13 protein-coding genes are annotated in these 18,509 nt (G+C 61.3%); 3 read left to right on the top strand and 10 right to left on the bottom strand.

Going from position 1 to position 18,509, the window contains the following annotated elements; genetic code table 11:
* Nucleotides 1-2: 2 nt before the first annotated feature.
* The 3 genes from ACD578_RS07220 to ACD578_RS07210 are packed head-to-tail and all read right to left on the bottom strand — an operon-like array spanning nucleotide 3 to nucleotide 4,822.
* Nucleotides 3-1,724, bottom strand: a complete 1,722-nt coding sequence (locus ACD578_RS07220; protein ID WP_404292014.1) for an ABC transporter ATP-binding protein — start codon at nucleotides 1,722-1,724, stop codon at nucleotides 3-5.
* Nucleotides 1,725-1,781: 57 nt separating this feature from the next.
* Entirely contained in the window at nucleotides 1,782-2,609 is an 828-nt protein-coding gene (locus ACD578_RS07215; RefSeq protein ID WP_404292013.1) for an ATP-binding cassette domain-containing protein, read from the bottom strand.
* Nucleotides 2,610-2,641: 32 nt separating this feature from the next.
* Complete coding sequence (locus tag ACD578_RS07210; protein ID WP_404292012.1) at nucleotides 2,642-4,822, bottom strand: TonB-dependent siderophore receptor; 2,181 nt, start codon at nucleotides 4,820-4,822, stop codon at nucleotides 2,642-2,644.
* 589 nt (nucleotides 4,823-5,411) lie between these two features.
* On the opposite strand from ACD578_RS07210, the gene ACD578_RS07205 reads away from it, so the two are divergent.
* The 3 genes from ACD578_RS07205 to ACD578_RS07195 are packed head-to-tail and all read left to right on the top strand — an operon-like array spanning nucleotide 5,412 to nucleotide 9,395.
* On the top strand, nucleotides 5,412-6,320 hold the full coding sequence (locus ACD578_RS07205; RefSeq protein ID WP_404292011.1) for an iron-siderophore ABC transporter substrate-binding protein: 909 nt from the start codon (nucleotides 5,412-5,414) through the stop codon (nucleotides 6,318-6,320).
* Nucleotides 6,321-6,324: 4 nt separating this feature from the next.
* Nucleotides 6,325-8,280: a Fe(3+)-hydroxamate ABC transporter permease FhuB gene (gene fhuB / locus ACD578_RS07200; RefSeq protein WP_404292010.1), complete on the top strand. Its 1,956-nt coding sequence runs from the start codon at nucleotides 6,325-6,327 to the stop codon at nucleotides 8,278-8,280.
* A 29-nt stretch (nucleotides 8,281-8,309) separates the two neighbouring features.
* The gene (locus tag ACD578_RS07195; protein ID WP_404292009.1) at nucleotides 8,310-9,395 is read left to right on the top strand and encodes a siderophore-interacting protein; all 1,086 of its coding nucleotides are present in this window, start codon (nucleotides 8,310-8,312) and stop codon (nucleotides 9,393-9,395) included.
* 60 nt (nucleotides 9,396-9,455) lie between these two features.
* Here the strand turns inward: ACD578_RS07195 and ACD578_RS07190 are convergent, their stop codons facing one another.
* The 7 genes from ACD578_RS07190 to ACD578_RS07160 form a co-directional block, all read right to left on the bottom strand.
* Nucleotides 9,456-11,159 carry a methyl-accepting chemotaxis protein gene (locus ACD578_RS07190; protein WP_404292008.1) on the bottom strand — a complete coding sequence of 568 codons (1,704 nt, stop codon included), beginning with the start codon at nucleotides 11,157-11,159 and terminating at the stop codon, nucleotides 9,456-9,458.
* 134 nt (nucleotides 11,160-11,293) lie between these two features.
* Nucleotides 11,294-12,817 carry a carboxypeptidase M32 gene (locus tag ACD578_RS07185; protein WP_404292007.1) on the bottom strand — a complete coding sequence of 508 codons (1,524 nt, stop codon included), beginning with the start codon at nucleotides 12,815-12,817 and terminating at the stop codon, nucleotides 11,294-11,296.
* Between the two features lie 18 nt (nucleotides 12,818-12,835).
* Entirely contained in the window at nucleotides 12,836-13,840 is a 1,005-nt protein-coding gene (locus tag ACD578_RS07180) for an ABC transporter ATP-binding protein (protein WP_404292006.1), read from the bottom strand.
* Nucleotides 13,792-14,811, bottom strand: a complete 1,020-nt coding sequence (locus ACD578_RS07175; RefSeq protein ID WP_404292005.1) for an ABC transporter ATP-binding protein — start codon at nucleotides 14,809-14,811, stop codon at nucleotides 13,792-13,794. The genes ACD578_RS07180 and ACD578_RS07175 overlap by 49 nt, the downstream gene beginning before the upstream one ends.
* Nucleotides 14,808-15,719, bottom strand: coding sequence for an ABC transporter permease (locus ACD578_RS07170; RefSeq protein ID WP_404292004.1), 912 nt, complete (start codon nucleotides 15,717-15,719; stop codon nucleotides 14,808-14,810). Before ACD578_RS07170 ends, ACD578_RS07175 begins: the two co-directional genes overlap by 4 nt.
* On the bottom strand, nucleotides 15,716-16,690 hold the full coding sequence (locus tag ACD578_RS07165; protein ID WP_404292003.1) for an ABC transporter permease: 975 nt from the start codon (nucleotides 16,688-16,690) through the stop codon (nucleotides 15,716-15,718). Before ACD578_RS07165 ends, ACD578_RS07170 begins: the two co-directional genes overlap by 4 nt.
* 148 nt (nucleotides 16,691-16,838) lie before the next feature.
* Nucleotides 16,839-18,419 carry an ABC transporter substrate-binding protein gene (locus ACD578_RS07160; RefSeq protein WP_404292002.1) on the bottom strand — a complete coding sequence of 527 codons (1,581 nt, stop codon included), beginning with the start codon at nucleotides 18,417-18,419 and terminating at the stop codon, nucleotides 16,839-16,841.
* Between the last annotated feature and the right edge of the window lie 90 nt (nucleotides 18,420-18,509).

Raw genomic sequence — 18,509 nt, 5'->3', positions numbered from 1 at the left:
CCTCAGGCGAACTGCGCCTCGCTCAGCCGCTTGTAAATTCCATTCGCAGCGAGAAGCTCCTTGTGGTCGCCCTGCTCCACAATCGCGCCGCGGTCGATCACGGCGATCCGGTCCGCGTTCACGATGGTGGCGAGGCGATGGGCGATGACAAGCGTCGTGCGCCCCTTCGACAGCTCGGCGAGAGCCTGCTGGATCGCCCGCTCCGTTTCCGTATCGAGGGCCGATGTGGCCTCGTCGAGGATCAGGATCGGCGGGTTCTTGAGGAAGATTCGCGCGATGGCGAGGCGCTGCTTCTGACCTCCCGAGAGCTTGACGCCCCGCTCTCCAATAATCGTATCGAGGCCCGCCGGCAGTGAGGCGATCACCTCGTCGAGCCGGGCCCTGCGGGCAGCCTCCAGAATTTCACCCTCGGTGGCCTCGAGCCGGCCATAGACGATGTTTTCGCGGATGGTGCCTGCGAACAGGAACACATCCTGCTGCACGATGCCGATCTGGCTGCGCAGGGAGCGGAGAGTCATATCCCGGATGTCGATTCCGTCGATCGTGATTGCGCCGCCGTCGACTTCATAGAAGCGAGGCAGGAGCGAGCAGATCGTGGTCTTGCCCGCCCCGGATGGGCCGACGAAGGCGATGGTTTCGCCGGCGCGGATCGTCAGGTCGAGACCCTTGAGGATGCTGCGCTCCGCGGCATAGCCGAACTCGACGTTTTTATACTGAATGGCGCCCCTGAGCTTGCCCACCTCCCTCGCGCCGGGACGGTCCGCGATATCCGGCCTCGTGTCGAGGAACGTCATGTAGCGCTTGAAACCGGCGATGCCCTTCGGATAGGTCTCGATGACCGAATTGATCTTCTCGATCGGCCGGAAGAAGACGCCGACGAGAAGCAGGAAGCCGACGAAGCCGCCTGCGCTGAGTTCCCCTTTGAGCACCAGATAGCTGCCCGCGACCATGACGACCATCTGGATCAGGCGCATGCTGAGATAGCTCAGCGAGGTCGACGCTGCCATGATCTTGTAGGCTTCAAGCTTCGTCTTGCGATAGCCCTGGTTGTCGGCGGCGAACAGGCGCCGTTCGTGATCCTCATTGGCAAAGGCCTGAACCACGCGGATTCCGCCGACATTCTCCTCGATGCGAGCGTTGAAATCTCCGACTTTTCCATAAAGAGCCTGCCAATTGCGTGTCATGCGGCCGCCATAGCGCGTCGTCAGCCAAGCGGTGAGCGGCACCACGAGCGCCGTGATCACGGCAAGCTTCATATTGACCGTGAACATCAGGATGAACGCGCCCACGAGCGTCATCACGGCGATGAACAGATCCTCCGGCCCGTGATGGGCGACCTCGCCGATCTCTTCCAGGTCCTTGGTGAGACGCGCCACGAGATGCCCGGTCTTCTGGTTGTCGAAGAACCCGAAGGAGAGCTTCTGGAGATGGTCGAAGGCCTTGCGCCGCATCTCGGTCTCGATGTTGATGCCGAGCATGTGGCCCCAATAGGTCACCGTGGCCATCAGACCGGCATTGAGAACGTAGACGGCGAGCAGGATTGCCGAGGCTACGGCGATGAGACCCCACTGGCCGGTCGGAAGAAGGGTATCAATCAGCAGCTTGACGGCGATCGGAAAGCCCAGCTCGAGCAGACCCGAGGCCACGGCGCAGGAGAAGTCCAGCACGAACAGGCCGCGATGAGGCTGATAATACGCGAAGAAACGTTTGAGGAGGGAGCGCATGGCGAGACTAGGTACTGCCGGCTGCCGATGAGGGCAAGCGGGAGCTTGGAAACAGGCTCAACGGACGAAGCTGACGGGCTGGCCGGTGACGGGGTGCGGGATGACATCCATGGCGATACCGTAGATGGCCTCCAGCTGGCTTGGCGTCATGATTTCGTCGGGCGTGCCACGAGCGATCAGCCGGCCCATCTGCAGCGCCAAGATCTCGTCGCAGAAGCGAGCGGCCATGTTGACATCATGCAGCACGACGATCACTCCGAGGCCACGCTCTCGCGAGAGACGCTGGACGAGCGCAAGCACCTCCACCTGATGAGTGACGTCGAGTGCCGAAATCGGCTCGTCGAGCAGCAGGAACTGAGCATCCTGTGCCACCATCATCGCCAGCCAGACCCGCTGGCGCTCGCCGCCGGAGAGAGTCTCGACGAGGCGCTCGGCGAAAGGCTCCACATCGGCGAGCGCCATGGCCTCAGCCACCTTCTCGCGATCGGTCGTTCCGAAGCGCCCCAGCGGGCCATGCCAGGGATAGCGACCGAGCGCCACGAGTTCCTTGACGAGCATGCCCGACGCCGGCGGCGTCTGCTGCGGCAGATAGGCGACCCGTCTCGCGAAGGACCGGTCTCCCCAGTCCGACAGCGCCCTCCCCTCGAAGGCAACGGCGCCGCCGGATGCCGGCTGCTGGCGGGCCAGAAGCTTGATCAGCGTCGACTTGCCCGAACCATTGTGGCCGATCAATCCGATCACACGCCGCCCCGGAAGGGACAGCGTCAGAGGATGAAGCAATGTGCGCTCGGGAATCGCGAAGCTGACATCCTTCAGTTCGAACAGAGGAGCCTCGGCGACAAGGTGGGGACTGGAAGCAGTGGACATGGACGTCAGCACGGACATGAGAGCGTCGCCTCGAGATGGCGCTCCGCACATCACCACTTGTAACTCGCCTTCAGGGTCGCGACACGTCCTGCGCCGTAGTTGCAGGTGTATTGCGTGTCGCAGGACGAGACATATTCGTTATCGAAGAGATTGTTGACGTTGAGCGCCACCGTGAAGTTATCGCGCGTGTAGCGGATAGCGCCGTCGAACACGGTCGCCGCAGGGACTTTCAAGGTGTTCTCGTTGTCGACATAGGAGAAGCCGACATAGCGGACGCCGGCGCCGAAGCCGAGCCCTTTGAACGCACCGTCCTGGACCGTGTAATCGAGCCAGCCCGAGGCCAGGATCTCCGGCACTACATTGGGGCGGTTGCCGATCAGCGCGGCATTGGGATCCTCGGTGATTTCGATATCGTAGGCTGTGAAGGCGGCGACCGCCTTCAGGCCTTCCGTGATGTTAGCCTGTGCTTCGAATTCGAAGCCGCGAGAGCGGACCTCACCCAACTGAGCCTCGAAGAATAGGTGCTGAGGGTCGGAGGTCAGAACATTCTGGCGGGTCAGATCGAACAGGGAGGCGGTGATGAGACCGTCGAAGAATGTCGGCTTATATTTAACGCCGGCTTCATATTGCTGTCCGGTCTCGGGCTCGAACCCTTGACCGGAGAAATCAGACCCGATGACCGGGTTGAACGAGCGCGACACGGCGAGATAGGGCGTCATTCCGTTGGCGAACTCATAGCCCAGTCCCAGGCGACCACTGAACTCGCCGGCTTCGTCGCTGAAATTGGCAGCTCCGGCCTTGTCGGTGCTCTTCGTGGAGACGTGATCGTATCGTCCGTTCAGCGTTGCGATCCAGCCCCCGAAACGGATCTGGTCCTGAGCGTAGAATCCAATCTGGTTCATGGTCAGGTCCTGATCAAGATAGGGAACGGTCGGTCCCTGGGGCACACCATAAATCGGATTGACTGGGCTGATCGGCGTACCGCCGCCGGACGCTTGGATCTGATCGATGTTGTAGTACTTGTAATCCAGGCCGAGGAGCAGAGTGTGATTCAGCGGTCCAGTCCCGAACTTCGCCTCCGCCTGGTTGTCGATGGATAGGGTGTTCACCACCGTGTGGTGGTTGAAACCGATGCGGTAAAGCAGGAAGTCAGGTGCGACAGGTGTCGCCACAGGAAAACCTGTCGCGGGGTCGAGATAGCCGTAGGGATAGGGACCGCGCTCCTTTGAATCCGTATGGGCGTAGCGGAAGTTCTGCCTGAGCGTCCAAATATCATTCAGGGCATGCTGGAACTCGTAGCCGATCATCGCTTGGTCGCGGCGGTAGAGATCGATCTCGGGCTCGCTGTAATAGAACCGGCGCGAAATGCGGCCGTAAGAGGCGGGAACGACCGTTCCGATATAAGGCAGGAAGCCACCCGTGTGGGTCAGATCCATGTTCTGGTAGGATCCGAGCACCGTCAGTTCGGTGCCCGCATCGGGCCTGAACGTGAGGGCCGGTGCGATGACGCCGCGAAAATCCTCGGCTTCCTTCGTCTCCCAGCCGCCGCCGGACATTTTACCGGTCAAGCGGTAGGACCAGATCTTGTCCTTGTCGAGCGCTCCGCCGAAATCGAAGGCCGCATAACCATTGCCCCAGGAGTTGATGCCCGTCTCGACGTAGCGAAGCGGCTCGGTCGTCGGACGCTTGCTCACAAGATTGACGATGCCGCCGATCGCGGAGCCGCCATACAGAGCGGCGGCTGGCCCCTTGAGCACCTCGATCCGTTCGAGAACGAACGGATCGATATAAAACCCGCCGAACCCATATTGATAAAGTGGCAGGCTGTTCAGGAAGACACCCGTCTGTCCGGCATCGAAGCCGCGGATGAAGAACCAATCCGTGTCGGAATCCTCTCCATAGGGCTGCGCGAAGACGCCGGCCGTGTAGCGCAGAGCCTCGTCGACCTTCTGCGCCTGCCGGTCTTCGATCGCCTCGCGGCCGATCACCGAAACTGATTGCGGAATTTCCTCGATGGGCGTGTCGGTCTTGGAGCCCGTTGCCGTGCGATTGGGAACATAGCCGTTCACCGGCCCGGTTGCGCTGCCGCCCTGCCCTTCGACAGTGACGGTTTCCAACGCGATTTCGCCGGACGCAGGCTGCGTCTGGGCCAAGGATTGCCCGCTCGATGCCGCCATCACCGCCAGCGAGACCAAGCTCACTCCCATACTCAATACATAACGACGATTCATGGCTGTCCCCAAGGCTTTCAAGCGCATGGAGGTCTGCTGAAACCTCGCATGAGCGTGCAATCGGCGGATTGCTGGTCCGGGGCCACTGACTATGGTTTCCGCTGAGTTCAGGCAAGAATTATGTTTTGAAATTACTCTAAACTGCGGTTTACAATAGTTTTAAACAATAAATGCGCTCTTTATATCTCTTATAAATTGTGATCTATTCTATGTAAGGCCGGAGAGCAATTTGGTGGTTTATGAGCTGCATAGAGCCCACAAGCGAGCGGTTCAGGACCCGAGACGAGAAGCCTTTCTGATGAAGTTCGCCGCCCCGTTTTTGAGTCGCGCTATTTGGAAATGTTCTAAGTTTATGCAATGATTGCACTTTCCAGAGAAATTTATTGACGCAATCGCATCCACGGTTCATCAACCCGCTCTAGACAACGGATGATGTTGGAGCCCCGCGCGACAAACAATGAGCGAAAGCGACAGCCAATTGATCCTTGGGCAGAGACCCTACCGAGATAGTACTCTTCGTTTGAGCAGAAGTATAAATTATCCATCATAGTGAGACCTCAAGGATCTTCTCCTGGTACGTCGAAAGCCAATGCAGCCTTATTCCGCACGAAATGCATTCGCGTTGACCCGGCGCAGCTTCCTTGGAGCCGCAATCGGCTCGTCCATCATCGGCAAAGTCCAAGCGAACCCGCACCAGCGGATTGCCGTCGTCGATTGGGCCATGTTCGAGACCTTGCTCGCACTGGATGTCGTGCCTGTCGCTGCGACGGAACTCGTGCAGTTTCGAAAGATTGCAGTCGAACCTCATGTGCCGGCGCAAGTCGCCGATCTCGGCCTTCGCGGCTCTCCGAATTTCGAAATGCTGCGTCTCTCCAGCCCCGATCTGATCATCAGCTCGCGCTGGTTTTCATGGGTGAAGGACAACCTCGAACAGATCGCGCCTGTCGCGTCCTATTCGATCTACGAACCAGGTCGTCCACCCTATGCCTCGGCCGAGCAGATCACCATGGCTCTGGGCGAGCATCTCGGACGCAAGCAACAGGCGCAGGCCTATCTGGAGGCATCGTCCCTAGAGATCGCACAGGCGAGCCGACGCGTCGTTGACAAGACGATGCGGCCCGTTTTCCTGATTAATCTCGGCGATGCACGCCACTTCAGGGTCTTCGGCATCGACAGCATGTTCGGCGATGTTCTTCAGCGCCTCGGTTTCAGGAATGCGTGGCCAAAGGCCACCAACTATGCAGCGGCCGCGCCACTTCCCCTTGAAGCTCTCGCGGAGGTGCCCGAGGCCTCGATCGTCATCATCTCTCCGGTTCCGCCGGATGCGCACAGCACCCTCGCGAATAGTCCGTTGTGGAAAGCCTTTCCGGCTGTTCGCGAGGGACGCGTCGTGACGCTTCCGCCGGTCAATCCCTTCGGTGCGCTTCCCGCCGCAAGGCGCTTCGCTCGAGTGCTGGCGGAAGCGCTCTCCAAGCCTGGAGCCCCGCCTCATGGTTAGGGCAATGACGGAAAGACCCTCCGCGCTCGCATGGCTTCTGACGGCTGCCGTCGCCATGGGCCTGTGCTGGTATCAGGCCCTGAACCTGTTTCCCTTGTCGGGCGATCAGGGCTTCGATCTCAATCGCATCCTTCTTCTCAACAGCGTTCTTCCCCGCGCCGCGGTCGCGCTGCTCTCAGGCGCCGCGCTTGGGCTGTCCGGTGCCCTGTTGCAGCAGGTCCTGCGCAATCCGATCGCGGATCCGTCAACGCTCGGCATCTCGGCGGGTGCGCAATTCGCCATGACTGCGGCCACCTTGTTTGCACCGGCACTCATGGACACAGCACGCGAAACCGTCGCGCTGTTCGGTGGGCTGGCGGTCGTCACCATTCTCCTTTCCCTTACCTGGAAGCGTGGGCTTGAGCCGATCACCGTCGTCCTCGCAGGCATGGTGGTTTCCCTGATCGTCATGGCTTTAAGCGCGGCTCTGATCCTCGCGAATGGCGAATACATGATGTCCCTTCTCATCTGGGGCAGCGGTTCGCTCACCCAGCAGGGCTGGGATCACGCTCAGGCGATTGCGCTTACCCTATCCATTTCCCTTATCGCAGCTTTCCTCCTGATCCGCCCGCTGGAAGTCCTAAGCCTCGATGACGCGAGCGCGCGCAGCCTCGGGGTCAGTCTCCTGTCCCTGCGCCTCCTGGCGCTCGCCGTCGCCGTATGGCTCGCCACGACCATCACGGCGGAAGTCGGAGTGATCGGCTTCATCGGGTTGGCAGCCCCGACTTTCGCCCGGCTGTGCGGCGCGCGCAGTCAGAAGGACACCTTTGTGGCAGCGCCACTCATCGGAGCCGCCATCTTGTGGCTCACGGATGGCCTCGTGCAGCTTGCGACCGGTGGATCGGCGGAGATGGTGCCTACAGGAGCCGCCACGGCGCTGCTCGGTGGACCTCTGCTCCTCTATCTGCTCCCACGCCTTCGGCTCGCCGGCCAAGCATCCGTATCGATGCCGCCCTCACCTACGCGACCGATTGCTCGACCACACCTCCCGTTCCTCGCGATCCTCCTTCTTGTCATGGGCATGATCGTGCTGGCGTTGTTCATTGGGCGCGGACCGGATGGCTGGAGTGTGGCAACAGGACAGCTTCTTGACGACCTCTTCCCGTTCCGCGCACCACGCATCGCCGCGGCAGCCGCGGCCGGAGCGATGCTGGCAGCGGCTGGAATGATCCTGCAGCGGATGACCAACAATCCTCTCGCGAGCCCGGAAGTGCTGGGCGTCAGTGCCGGTGCCGGAGTTGGTCTCGCTGCCGTGCTCTTCACATTTCCTGCGCCGACTATGAGCACACGGCTGATCGGTGCCACGGTCGGCGTCCTGATCGCCCTGATCGCACTTCTCTCGGTGGCCGGGCGGCAGGAGAAAAACTCGGAGCGCCTCCTGCTTGGAGGGCTGGCGACCGGAGCTCTCTGCAGCGCTCTGGTCAACGCCGCCATGATCACGGGCGATGCCCGCGCCTTCCAGCTTCTGGCCTGGATCAGCGGCTCGACCAATCAAGTCACGTGGACGGAAGCCTCGGTCTCAGGTGCGGTGGCCCTGGTCCTGCTGGGACTGCTGCCCCTCATGACACGCTGGCTCGAAATTCTGCCCCTGGGATCGGATCAGGCGCGAGCTGTCGGATTGCCGCTCCAGATCAGCCGGATGACCCTCACCCTGTTTGCCGCAGGCTTGACGGCTGCGGCCTCGATCATCGTTGGACCTTTGAGCTTTGTCGGGCTTGTCGCTCCCCACATGGCGCGGCTGCTCGGCTTTGGTCGTGCCCATCACCAGCTGCTGGCTGCAATCCTGATCGGGACGGGACTGATGACCGGAGCCGATTGGCTCTCCAGGATCGTCTCCTTTCCCTACCAACTCCCGCTGGGTCTTTTCGCCTCGCTCATCGGCGGACCGTATCTGATCTGGCTTTTACGTCGAAACCGATAGATGGAGCGCCATTGTCCATGGAACAAACGATGACATCACCCATCCTTCGCGCCGAAGCGAGGGTTACCCTCGCAGGCCCCATCCAAATGATGGAAAAACTCTGCGATCATTTCATCGAACACGGCAAGGTGGATCGGGCCGAGCGTTCGGCCCGAGTGGAATTCGATTTTGGCAGTGCGTCCGTCGAGGCGGATGAAGACACTCTCTACCTTCGTGCCGAAGGTACCGACGCGACAGGACTCGCTTACGTCAAATGGAGCCTCGCCGAGCATATCCTGGATTTTGCCGAGGGCGAGCGCCCTCACATCGCTTGGTCCGGCGATGGCGCTGCCGGAGCGTCGCTTCCCTACTTCCGCGAAATGCACGTCGTCAGCGCGACCAACATCACGCCACGTATGCGCAGGGTGAGGCTCAAGGGAGCGGACCTGGCGCGCTTCGCCATCGGCGGCATGCATGTCCGCCTCCTGTTTCCTCCAAAGCCCGGTATTGCACCACAATGGCCGGTGATGGGTGAGGACGGACGGCCCGTCTGGTCGAAGGGAGAGGATCGGCCAGTGATGCGGATCTATACTATCCGCGAACTCGATGTAGAGCGCGGTGAGGTCGATATCGATTTCGTCCTGCACGAAGGTGACAACACGCCCGGCTCGACCTGGGCCCAGCAGGCACGCTCCGGAGACATCGTCGGAGTGATGGGACCCGGCGGTGGTGACCTTCCGGCTGCCGACTGGTACTTGTTTGCCGGAGATGAAACCGCACTTCCGGCTATCAGCCGCATCCTAGCGGAGCTCCCGGCCGAATGCAAAGCGACCGTCCTGCTCGAGGTGGCCGATGCGAACGAGGAGCAGCCTCTTCGCTCCGCCGCCGCGCTGGACATCCGCTGGATGTATCGGAACGGAGCGCTGGCAGGAACAACGTCCCTGCTCGAGGATGCCGTCCGCGGGATTGCCATGCCGTCGGACCAGACGCGCCGCTTCATCTGGGCCGGCTGCGAGCAGAAAAGCTGCCGATGCCTGAAGAAGCTCCTGCGCAAGGAGTGGAGGGTGCCGACCTCGGAGCATCAGGTCGTTGCCTATTGGCGTGCGGGCCATACAGCCGACCAGGTCGAACATTAATGAAGAGCCGCAGGGGGCATTTCCCCTACGGCTCTTTTCATTTTCAGTCGATACCCTGAATTACGCGGCTTTGACTCCGGAGAGGAAGGAGTCGACCTCCTGTCCAAGGCTGGCGGAATGCCGCGCAAGCTCCTGCGCCGCCGAAAGCACCTGGGATGCCGCGGCACCTGTGTCGCCGGCTGCCTGACGAACCTCTCCAATGCTGCCCGTGACGACGTCTGTGCCGCGGGCCGCTTCCTGCACATTGCGGGAGATCTCGGCCGTAGCCGCACCCTGCTCTTCCATGGCCGCCGCGATCGTCACCGAGATCTGGGACATCTCGCCGATGGTACCGGCGATCGCCTGGATCGCCTGTACGGCCTCGCCTGTCACCTGCTGCACGCTGGCGATCTGAGCCGAGATTTCGTCGGTCGCCCGAGAGGTCTGGTTGGCGAGTTCCTTCACTTCCGAAGCGACGACCGCAAAGCCCTTACCGGCCTCTCCCGCCCGGGCGGCCTCGATTGTGGCGTTGAGCGCCAGGAGGTTGGTCTGAGACGCAATGCTGTTGATGAGCTGAACCACGTGGCCGATCTTCTCGGCGGAGCCTGCGAGCATCTGCACGATGCCGTTCGTACGCTGGGCGTCGACCACGGCGCGCTCGGCAATGCTGGATGACTGAGCCACCTGCGAAGCGATCTCACGAATGGAGATGGACAGCTGCTCCGTGGCGGCCGCAACCGTCTGCACATTTGCGGAAGTCTGCTGCGAGGCGGAAGCGACGCCCACGGATTGGTGGGTCGCCTTGTCGGCGACCGATGTCATGGACTGAGCGGTCGCCTCCAGATCCGATGCGGCAACGGACAGGCGATGCGTCAGGGTCGAAACCTTCGACTCAAAGTGCTGCGTGAGCTTGTCCAGCATCTGGGCACGGCGGGTCTTCGCCTCCTGCTCTCGAGCAGCAGCCTCACCAGTCTGTCTCTGGGCGATCAGCGCGCTTCTGAAGACCTGCAAGGACTTGGCCACTGCACCGATCTCATCGCCACGGTCCTGGTAACCGATGGCGCTTTCGAGATCTCCTTCCGCCAGCTTCTCGACCCGGCCGGTGATCTCCTTGAGCGGGCGGAACAGTCTGGTCGCAATCAGCATGGCGCCTATGCTGGCAAGAACAGCGATCAAGCCTGCTGCTATGGTCAGCATCGTCATCGTCGACGAATAGGCTCCATGCAGATCCGCAACCGGCACGCCTACATAGAGAATGCCGTTGACCTTGCCTGCATTGTCGAAAGTCGGCTGATAGGCCGTGTAGAACTGGCTCCCGAACAGCATTGTCGGGCCGTAATAGGGCTCGCCGCGGCGAACAAAGGCTTGAGCCGGGCTATCCGGAGCCAGGGCCGTGCCAACTGCCCGCTCCCCCTTCTCTTTCTTGACCGTCGTGACGCGGCGGATGAATTTGTCCTGCGCCGCATCGAAGGTGAAGATAGTGGCATTGCCACCAACATAGGACACGGAATCGTCGACGACCGAGAAATCCTTGTACTCGGCCAGCGGCGGACTCACAATGCGTGCGACCCGACCATTCTCGATCCTGGTCTCGGCGCCGGACATCCGCGCAGCATAGACGAGAGAGAGGCTGCGCAAATACTGCTCGGCCTTCTGCTGCTGCTGTATCTCCAGATCAGACCAGATCTGACGCGAAGCGGCAAACCACATGGTTCCAGCCGTCGAGAAGATGACCATGGCAACCAGCGCCATGATCTTTACAGGCAACGTAACTCTATTCAACACCGAAGAGCCCCAACTTGTATTGTGATTTGCTTCGCAATACTGCCCGATTGGTTAATGTGGCCCTACTTTAGTATAAGTATATTTACCTGCTCCTAGGACAAATGGCGAAACTAGTTCCAGTTGCCGCCGATCTTCTATGTTGCGTACTTGCTGCGGAGATAAGCGAGATAAGGCGCCGGATCGAGACGGCGTCCCGTTTCGCGCTCCAGCAACTCGTCGCGCCTGAACCGGCGGCCGTGCTGCCAAATCCGGGTGCGCAGTTCTTGCGCCAGAGTGGAATACTCGCCTGCCGTGATGGCAGCATCGAGAGAGGGCTTCTGCCTGCGCAGGGTCTCCATCATCTGCGCGCCCATGACATTGCCGATCGTGTAGGTCGGGAAGGAGCCGATATATCCCGTCGACCAATGTACGTCCTGCAAGACGCCATGCGCATCGTTCGGCACGACGAGATCAAGATCGCGTCTGATTGCGGCATTCCAGGCTTCAGGCAGATCGGCCACGGGCAGCGAACGGTCCATGAGAGCACATTCGATGTCGGCGCGCAGTATGATGTGGAAGTCATAGGTCAGCTCATCAGCCTCGACACGGATGAAGCCGGGCTCCACGCGTGTGACGGCGCGATAGAACTCTTCCGCGCTCACGTCGCCGAGTTGATCCGGGAAATGCTTCTGCAGCTCGGGGAAGTGAAGCTGCCAGAAGGTACGGCTGCGGACGATGTGGTTCTCCCAGAGGCGCGACTGGGATTCATGGGCACCGAAGCTGGTGCCGCCGACCGCGTAGAGGCCGACCAGATCGGTGGTGAGCGTCGTGCGGGTGTAGGCCGGATCGACGCCCTGCTCATAGAGTCCATGCCCGGTCTCGTGGGCGGTGCCGAAGATGGAAGCGGGAAGATAGTTGCGGTTGTAGCGGGTGGTGATGCGCACGTCGTTGCGCGTGAACGACACCTCGAACGGATGCACCGTGGTATCCAGGCGCCCGCGTTGGAGATCGTAACCGAGCTTCTCGGTAAGGCTCAGCCCAAAGGCGCGCTGCCCCTCTTCCGGAAAATCGCGGAACAGGAAGTCCGAACGGGGTTGAGGCCGGGACCTCGCAGCGTCAAGGATCGGCAGCAGCCCTGCCCGCAATTCCTTGAAAAGGTCTTTGAGACTCGCAGCCGTTTCGCCTGGCTCGTAGATTGATACCATTGCGTCATAGGGATGCTCGCTCCAGCCGATGCAATCGGCATATGCGCGGGACAATTCGACAGTCTTGGCAAGGTAGGACGAGAAGACCGAGAAATCGCTCTTTGAACGCGCCTCGATCCAGGCTGCCTGGGCGACGGTGCGAAGGGCCGCCCGCTCCTGGATCAGGGATGCAGGCACTCTCTTGTGATGCTCCACCGCATGCCGCGTCTGCTGCACCATGCGCCGCTTGGCAGAATCCTCCGCAAGTCCCTCGACCGCCCGCTCGGCCCCCTCAAGCGCCCTCTCGGTCTCGGGCGCGAGAAGCAGATCGCGCGCGATCCGCGTCAGCGTCGCGATCTGATGTCCGCGGGTTTCCGCTCCGCCCGCGGGCATCATGGTGCGGGAATCCCATGTCAGGACGGATGTTGCATTGAGCACATCGTTGACGGCAGCGATGCGCTCATGGAGCGCCACGAGAGAGGCGTGCTGGGTCATGTCTGTCAGTCTTCTCGATTAATCCGTGCCACCGGTGTTGAGATGGCAGGCGGAGAAGCGGCCGGGGCCGATAGCGGTCAGCGGAGGCGTTTCCCGCTTGCAGCGTGGACCTGCGAAGGGACAGCGCGGGTGGAAGTGACATCCGCTCGGCGGATGGAGCGGCGACGGAATCTCGCCGGCAATCGGCCGAAAGTCCTTCCGGCCCACGCCGATGCGCGGAACGCTTTCGAAGAGCGCGCGGGTATAGGGATGGTTCGGTTTGGCATAGAGCTCGGATGTCGGCGCCAGTTCGACGATGCGTCCGAGATACATGATCGCGACTCGGTCGGAGACGTGTCGAACCACACCGAGATCATGGCTGATGAAGATACCGGTCAGATCGAGATCGCGACGCAGATCCATGAAAAGGTTCAGCACCTGCGCCTGGATCGACACGTCGAGCGATGCCACGGGTTCGTCAAGCACGAGAAGATCCGGCTTCATGGCGAGTGCGCGGGCAATGGCGATGCGCTGGCGCTGGCCGCCGGAGAACTGATGGGGAAAGCGCCTGCGGTAGCTCGGGTCGAGTCCGACGCGGCCGAGCAGATCCGCCACATAGGAATCCGCCTCGCGCGACCTGACGATGTTGTGCGCCACCGGGCCTTCGGCCACCGTATCGCCAATGCGGATGCGCGGATTGAGGCTCGCGAAGGGATCCTGGTGGATCATCTGCACACGGGTCGTCAGCTTCTGCGTGCGCCGTCCCTGCGACTTGGCCACGGGCACCTTGTCGAACAGAATCTTGCCGTCGCTCGGCGTGTAGATGCCGGCGACCATGCGCCCAAGCGTCGACTTTCCGCAGCCGGATTCACCAACGAGGCCCACAACCTCGCCCTTGGCGATCGTGAGACTTACATCGGTTACAGCGCGCACAGTCTCGGCCTTCTGCCCCGCACCCAAGAGACCGGCGATGCGCTCTCCGAGATTGGGTTGCTTTACGAAGCGCTTCGATACGTGGTCGATGTCAAGGAGAGCGGCTGGCATGAAACGGGCTCGATCGGGTAATGGCAAAGGGCGGTGCGTCCATCCTCGAAGTGCTGGACAGGCGGTGTCGTGGTGCAGGCCGGTCCCGCCTTGGCACAGCGGGGCGCGAAGGCGCAGCCCGGCGGGAGATTGGCCAGGGAAGGTGTCGAACCGGGAACTTGCGGAAGCTTCGTCCCGGGCTCGTGCTCGGCGGGCACAGATGCGAGGAGACCAGCGGTGTAGGGATGACGCGGCGATGCGATCACGTCGGCGGCAGGACCACTTTCCACAACCCTTCCCGCATACATGACGCAGATATCGTCCGCGAGGCTCGACACCACGGCGAGGTCGTGCGTCACCCACACGAATGCCGTGCCGGTCTCATCCGCAAGTCGCCGCACCTCGGCTAGAATCTGGCCCTGGATCGAGACGTCGAGCGCTGTGGTCGGCTCATCCGCGATGATGACGGCAGGGCTGTGCAGGAGAGCGATGGCGATAGCCACGCGCTGGCGCATGCCGCCGGAGAGCTGATGCGGATACGTATCGAGCCGCTCCTCGGGGCTCGGAATGCCCACCTTGGCGAGTGCATCGCGGGCTCTTTCACGAGCTACCTTGCGCGAGACCCTGTCGTGAGCCCGCACGGCCGCGATCATCTGCGTTCCGATCTTGAGGACCGGATTGAGCGTCATCATCGGGTCCTGGAAGACCATGGCGATCTGGGCGCCGCGGACTTGCCGCATGGCCTCGCCCTTCAGGCGGGTGAGATCCTTGCCGTTCAGGAGCACCTCGCCCCCTGCGATCCTGCCGGGCGGCTCGACTAGGCCAAGAATGGAATATCCCGTCACGCTCTTGCCGGAACCAGACTCGCCGACGAGCCCCAGAATACGGCCGCGGCCGACCTCGAAGCTGACGCCGTCGACGGCCTTCAGAACGCCGGCCCGGGTCTGGAACTGCGTCTGAAGGTCTTTGACGCGAAGAACCGCATCGCTCATCGGCTGCGCCTCGGGTTTAAAACGTTGCGGACCTGATCGCCGACGAGATTGATGGCGACGACAATCAGCATCAGCGCGATGCCCGGATAGATCGAGATCCAGTAGCGGCCCGACAGCAGGAATTGGAACCCATTGGAGATGAGGGACCCCAGCGAAGGCTGCGTGATGGGAAGTCCGAGCCCAAGGAAGGACAGAGTCGCTTCGAGGGCGATGGAGTTCGCCACCTGCACCGTTGCCACCACGATCAGGGGCGGCAGCGCATTGGGCAGGAGATGACGAAACAGCACATGGCGCGCGGGCAGCGGCGTGGAAAGCGCCGCCTCGATGTAATCCTTGCGCCGCTCCGCGCTGGCCGCACCATGGGTCGTACGTGCGAAATAGGCATATTGCGCAGCCACGAGCGCCGCGACGAGCTGCATCAGCCCCTGCCCCAGCATCGCGACGAGAACCAGCGCGAGCAGGATCGCCGGCAGAGAGAGCTGCAGATCGATGATGCGCATGATAAGCGCCTCGATGCGGCCGCCATAATAGGCCGCAACGAGACCGACCGTCGTACCGAGTACAAGCGCCAACGTACTGGCCATGACGCCGACGATAAGGCTCGTGCGTAACCCATAAAGAATGGCCGAAAAGATGTCTCGCCCGGCAGCATCGGTGCCGAGCCAATGGGCATAGCCGCCGGAACCGACCTCCCCGGGCTCAAGACGGGCGTCGAACAGGTCGAGAGTCTCCTGGTTATAGGGATCCTGCGGCGCCACGAAGGGCGCGAGCACAGCCATGAGGACGACTGCGACGACGATGATTAGGGCAGCGACGGCAACGGGGCTCTGGCGAAAATCCGACCAGAAATTGGAGAACCGGGTCCAGCCAGTCTCCGCCGGCAATGGGAGAGCGGGGGAACTGCTCATGACGCTCCCTTTACACGGATGCGCGGGTCAAGCTGGCCATAGACCAGATCGACAACGAGATTGATCATAACGAAGAGGAACACTACGAGGATGAGGTAGGCGACCATCACGGGCCGGTCGAGAACGGTAATCGAGTCGATGATGAGTTTGCCCATGCCGGGCCAGTTGAAGACCGTTTCCGTCACCACCGCGAAGGCAAGCGTCGAGCCGAGCTCCAGGCCGAAGACCGTCACGATCGGAATTGAGATGTTCTTGAGCACATGAAGGCCGACGACCTTGCTCTCGGACAAGCCTTGTGCGCGGGCAAAGCGCACATAGTCGGAGCTCATCACCTCGACCGTGCCCGCGCGCGTCAGACGGATCAGCAGACCGAGCTTGAACAGCGCCAAGTTGAACGCCGGCAGGATGATGTAGCTCCAGCCCTCGAGGGAGGTGATCGACAGGTTCATGCCGAGCACCTGAGTGGTCGGCCCCCGCCCGCCTGACGGCAACCATCCGAGCTCGACCGCGAAGATCATGATGAGCAGAAGTCCGACCCAGAAGCTCGGCACGCTGAACCCGAGGACCGAAAAGCCCATGATCGTTTTGGCTGAAAGCAGATCTGGCTTGTAGCCGGCCCACAAACCGAGCGGAATGCCGAGGCCGGTGGCGATCAACATGGCCGTCAGCGCGAGTTCCAATGTTGCTGGAAGACGCGACATGATCAGGTTGAGCACAGGCAGGCGATAGATGAAGGATTGGCCGAGATCCCCGTGCAGCATATTGTTCATGAACACGAAGTACTGCTCAATCAGGGGACGATCGAAGCCGTACCGCTGGATCAGCGCTTCGCGCAGCGCTTGGTCCGATCCCGGATCGATCATCACGTCGATCGGATTGCCGATGGCGTAGACGCCAAGGAACACGATGATCGACATCGCGATCACGACCATGATCGCTTGCAGAATGCGCTGAATAAGAAAACCAATCATGCTGTCTCGTGCATGGTGTCGGGATGCCGAGGAGCGAGGGACAGGCTGTCCGACACTCCAGGACGGGGATCAATCAAAAAAGCCGGAGGGAAGATTTTCTTCCCTCCGGGAGAGGCCGGCCGGGATGACCGGCCAGCTATCAACACAATCAGCTCTTCGGCTTGATCTCGTAAGCCAAGGTTTCCTGATCGACGCGCGGCGGAATGGTAACCATGCCCTTCTTGGCCGCCCATACTGTCTGGATCTGAACAGTGGGGATCAGCGCGCGGTCGTTCATGGAGACTTCCGTCACCTTTTCGAACAAGGCGCGGCGCTTCGGGTCGTCCATGGTGCGTGCGCCTTCCTGGAGCAGCTTGTCCACTTCCGGATTGGAATAACCCTGCTTGTTGAAGGCGCCGAGGCCGACCTGCGGATCCGCTGTGTGCACGAGCGATCCATAGGTGTAGCTCGCCTCGCCGGTCAGCGTGCCCCAGCCGCTCATCCAGAGCGAGAACTCGCCCTTCTGCTGCGCCGGGAAGAACACAGTGCCGTTGAGCGCATTGGCGTTCACCTTCAATCCAGCGCGGGCCCACATCTGCGAGAGCGCCTCGCACACTGCTCCATCGCCCGGCAGGCGATTGTTGGTGCAATGGAAGTCGATCTCGAAGCCCTTGGGGTAACCCGCATCGGCCAGCAGCTGCTTCGCCTTGGCCAGATCGTAGGGACGCTCGGGCAGGTTCTTGTTGCCGCCGAAGAAACTCGCGGGCATCAGCTGGTTGGCCGGGCGGCCGAGGCCTTCGAGTACGACGCGAACGAGCGTCTTACGGTCGATGGCGAGATCCATGGCCTCACGCACCTTGGGATCGCGCAACGGGTTGGCTTCGATCTCCTTGCCGTCGACCTTCACCTTCTTCGGCAGGGTCTCCTTAACATTGGGCGTGATGTTCAGAAAATAGACCGAGTCGGCCACGAAGGTGTCGACCGACTTGTCCTTCTGCATCGCAGCATAGTCGGTGGCCGGCACGTAGTTGGCGAGATCGACCTGGCCGGACTTCAGTGCTGCCATGCGAGCCGGATCGCTCGGAATTTCCTTACGGATCACCTTCTGCCAGGGCTGCTTCTCGCCCCAATAGCTATCGAAGCGCTCAAGGACGAGATCACCCTTGGGCTCCCAGGAGACGAATTTGTACGGGCCGGTGCCGATAGCGGCTTTGCCCGAGTTGAACTGCTCGTTGCGGGCTTCCATGCCGACGGACTTCGACACGACGAAGAGGCGGATGAAATCGTTCGGCAGGGTCGGAGCCGGAGCCTTCGTCTTCACGTGCAGGGTGTACTTGTCGGCGACCTTCGTCTCCGCAACCTGCTTCGTATAGATGGTCATGCTCATGGGGCCGGTGACCACCGGGATGCGGTCGATCGAGAACTTCACGTCCTCGGCAGTCAGCTCCGATCCGTCGTGAAACTTCACGCCCTCGCGGATCTTGAACTCCCAGGTCGTGTCGTCGATCGGCTTCCATGAGGTTGCAAGACCTGGCTTCAGTCCCAGGTTCTCGTCCGACATCACGAGCGTATCGAAGATATGACGCAGTGCCTCCGCCTGACTGCCGAGCGTCGACCAATGCGGGTCGATCGAGTCAGGGCCTGCCCGAAGGCCCATGGTCAGCGTTTGTGCCGAAACCGAGCCGCCGAGAACGGTTCCGAGGACGAGAGCTGCGACGAGCGATCCACCAAGCTTGAAGTTTTGTTTCACTTCACTTCCCCTCTTGCTAAGACCCTGGCTTTTCGTCCAAGGTGTTCTTATCGATTAGAACGGTAGGTCACCCGGTTAAGAAAAGTCAAC

Source organism: Microvirga sp. RSM25, assembly GCF_044784385.1.
Lineage (GTDB): Bacteria > Pseudomonadota > Alphaproteobacteria > Rhizobiales > Beijerinckiaceae > Microvirga > Microvirga tunisiensis.
This window is presented reverse-complemented; position numbering and strand designations above follow the sequence as displayed.

What these genes read in the sequence shown, in the direction of transcription:
- ACD578_RS07220 (WP_404292014.1), bottom strand. Translation starts at nt 1,724, where the DNA reads ATGCGCTCCCTCCTCAAACGTTTCTTCGCGTATTATCAGCCTCATCGC.
- ACD578_RS07215 (WP_404292013.1), bottom strand. Translation starts at nt 2,609, where the DNA reads ATGTCCGTGCTGACGTCCATGTCCACTGCTTCCAGTCCCCACCTTGTC.
- ACD578_RS07210 (WP_404292012.1), bottom strand. Translation starts at nt 4,822, where the DNA reads ATGAATCGTCGTTATGTATTGAGTATGGGAGTGAGCTTGGTCTCGCTG.
- ACD578_RS07205 (WP_404292011.1), top strand. Translation starts at nt 5,412, where the DNA reads ATGCAGCCTTATTCCGCACGAAATGCATTCGCGTTGACCCGGCGCAGC.
- fhuB (WP_404292010.1), top strand. Translation starts at nt 6,325, where the DNA reads ATGACGGAAAGACCCTCCGCGCTCGCATGGCTTCTGACGGCTGCCGTC.
- ACD578_RS07195 (WP_404292009.1), top strand. Translation starts at nt 8,310, where the DNA reads ATGACATCACCCATCCTTCGCGCCGAAGCGAGGGTTACCCTCGCAGGC.
- ACD578_RS07185 (WP_404292007.1), bottom strand. Translation starts at nt 12,817, where the DNA reads ATGACCCAGCACGCCTCTCTCGTGGCGCTCCATGAGCGCATCGCTGCC.
- ACD578_RS07180 (WP_404292006.1), bottom strand. Translation starts at nt 13,840, where the DNA reads ATGCCAGCCGCTCTCCTTGACATCGACCACGTATCGAAGCGCTTCGTA.
- ACD578_RS07175 (WP_404292005.1), bottom strand. Translation starts at nt 14,811, where the DNA reads ATGAGCGATGCGGTTCTTCGCGTCAAAGACCTTCAGACGCAGTTCCAG.
- ACD578_RS07170 (WP_404292004.1), bottom strand. Translation starts at nt 15,719, where the DNA reads ATGAGCAGTTCCCCCGCTCTCCCATTGCCGGCGGAGACTGGCTGGACC.
- ACD578_RS07165 (WP_404292003.1), bottom strand. Translation starts at nt 16,690, where the DNA reads ATGATTGGTTTTCTTATTCAGCGCATTCTGCAAGCGATCATGGTCGTG.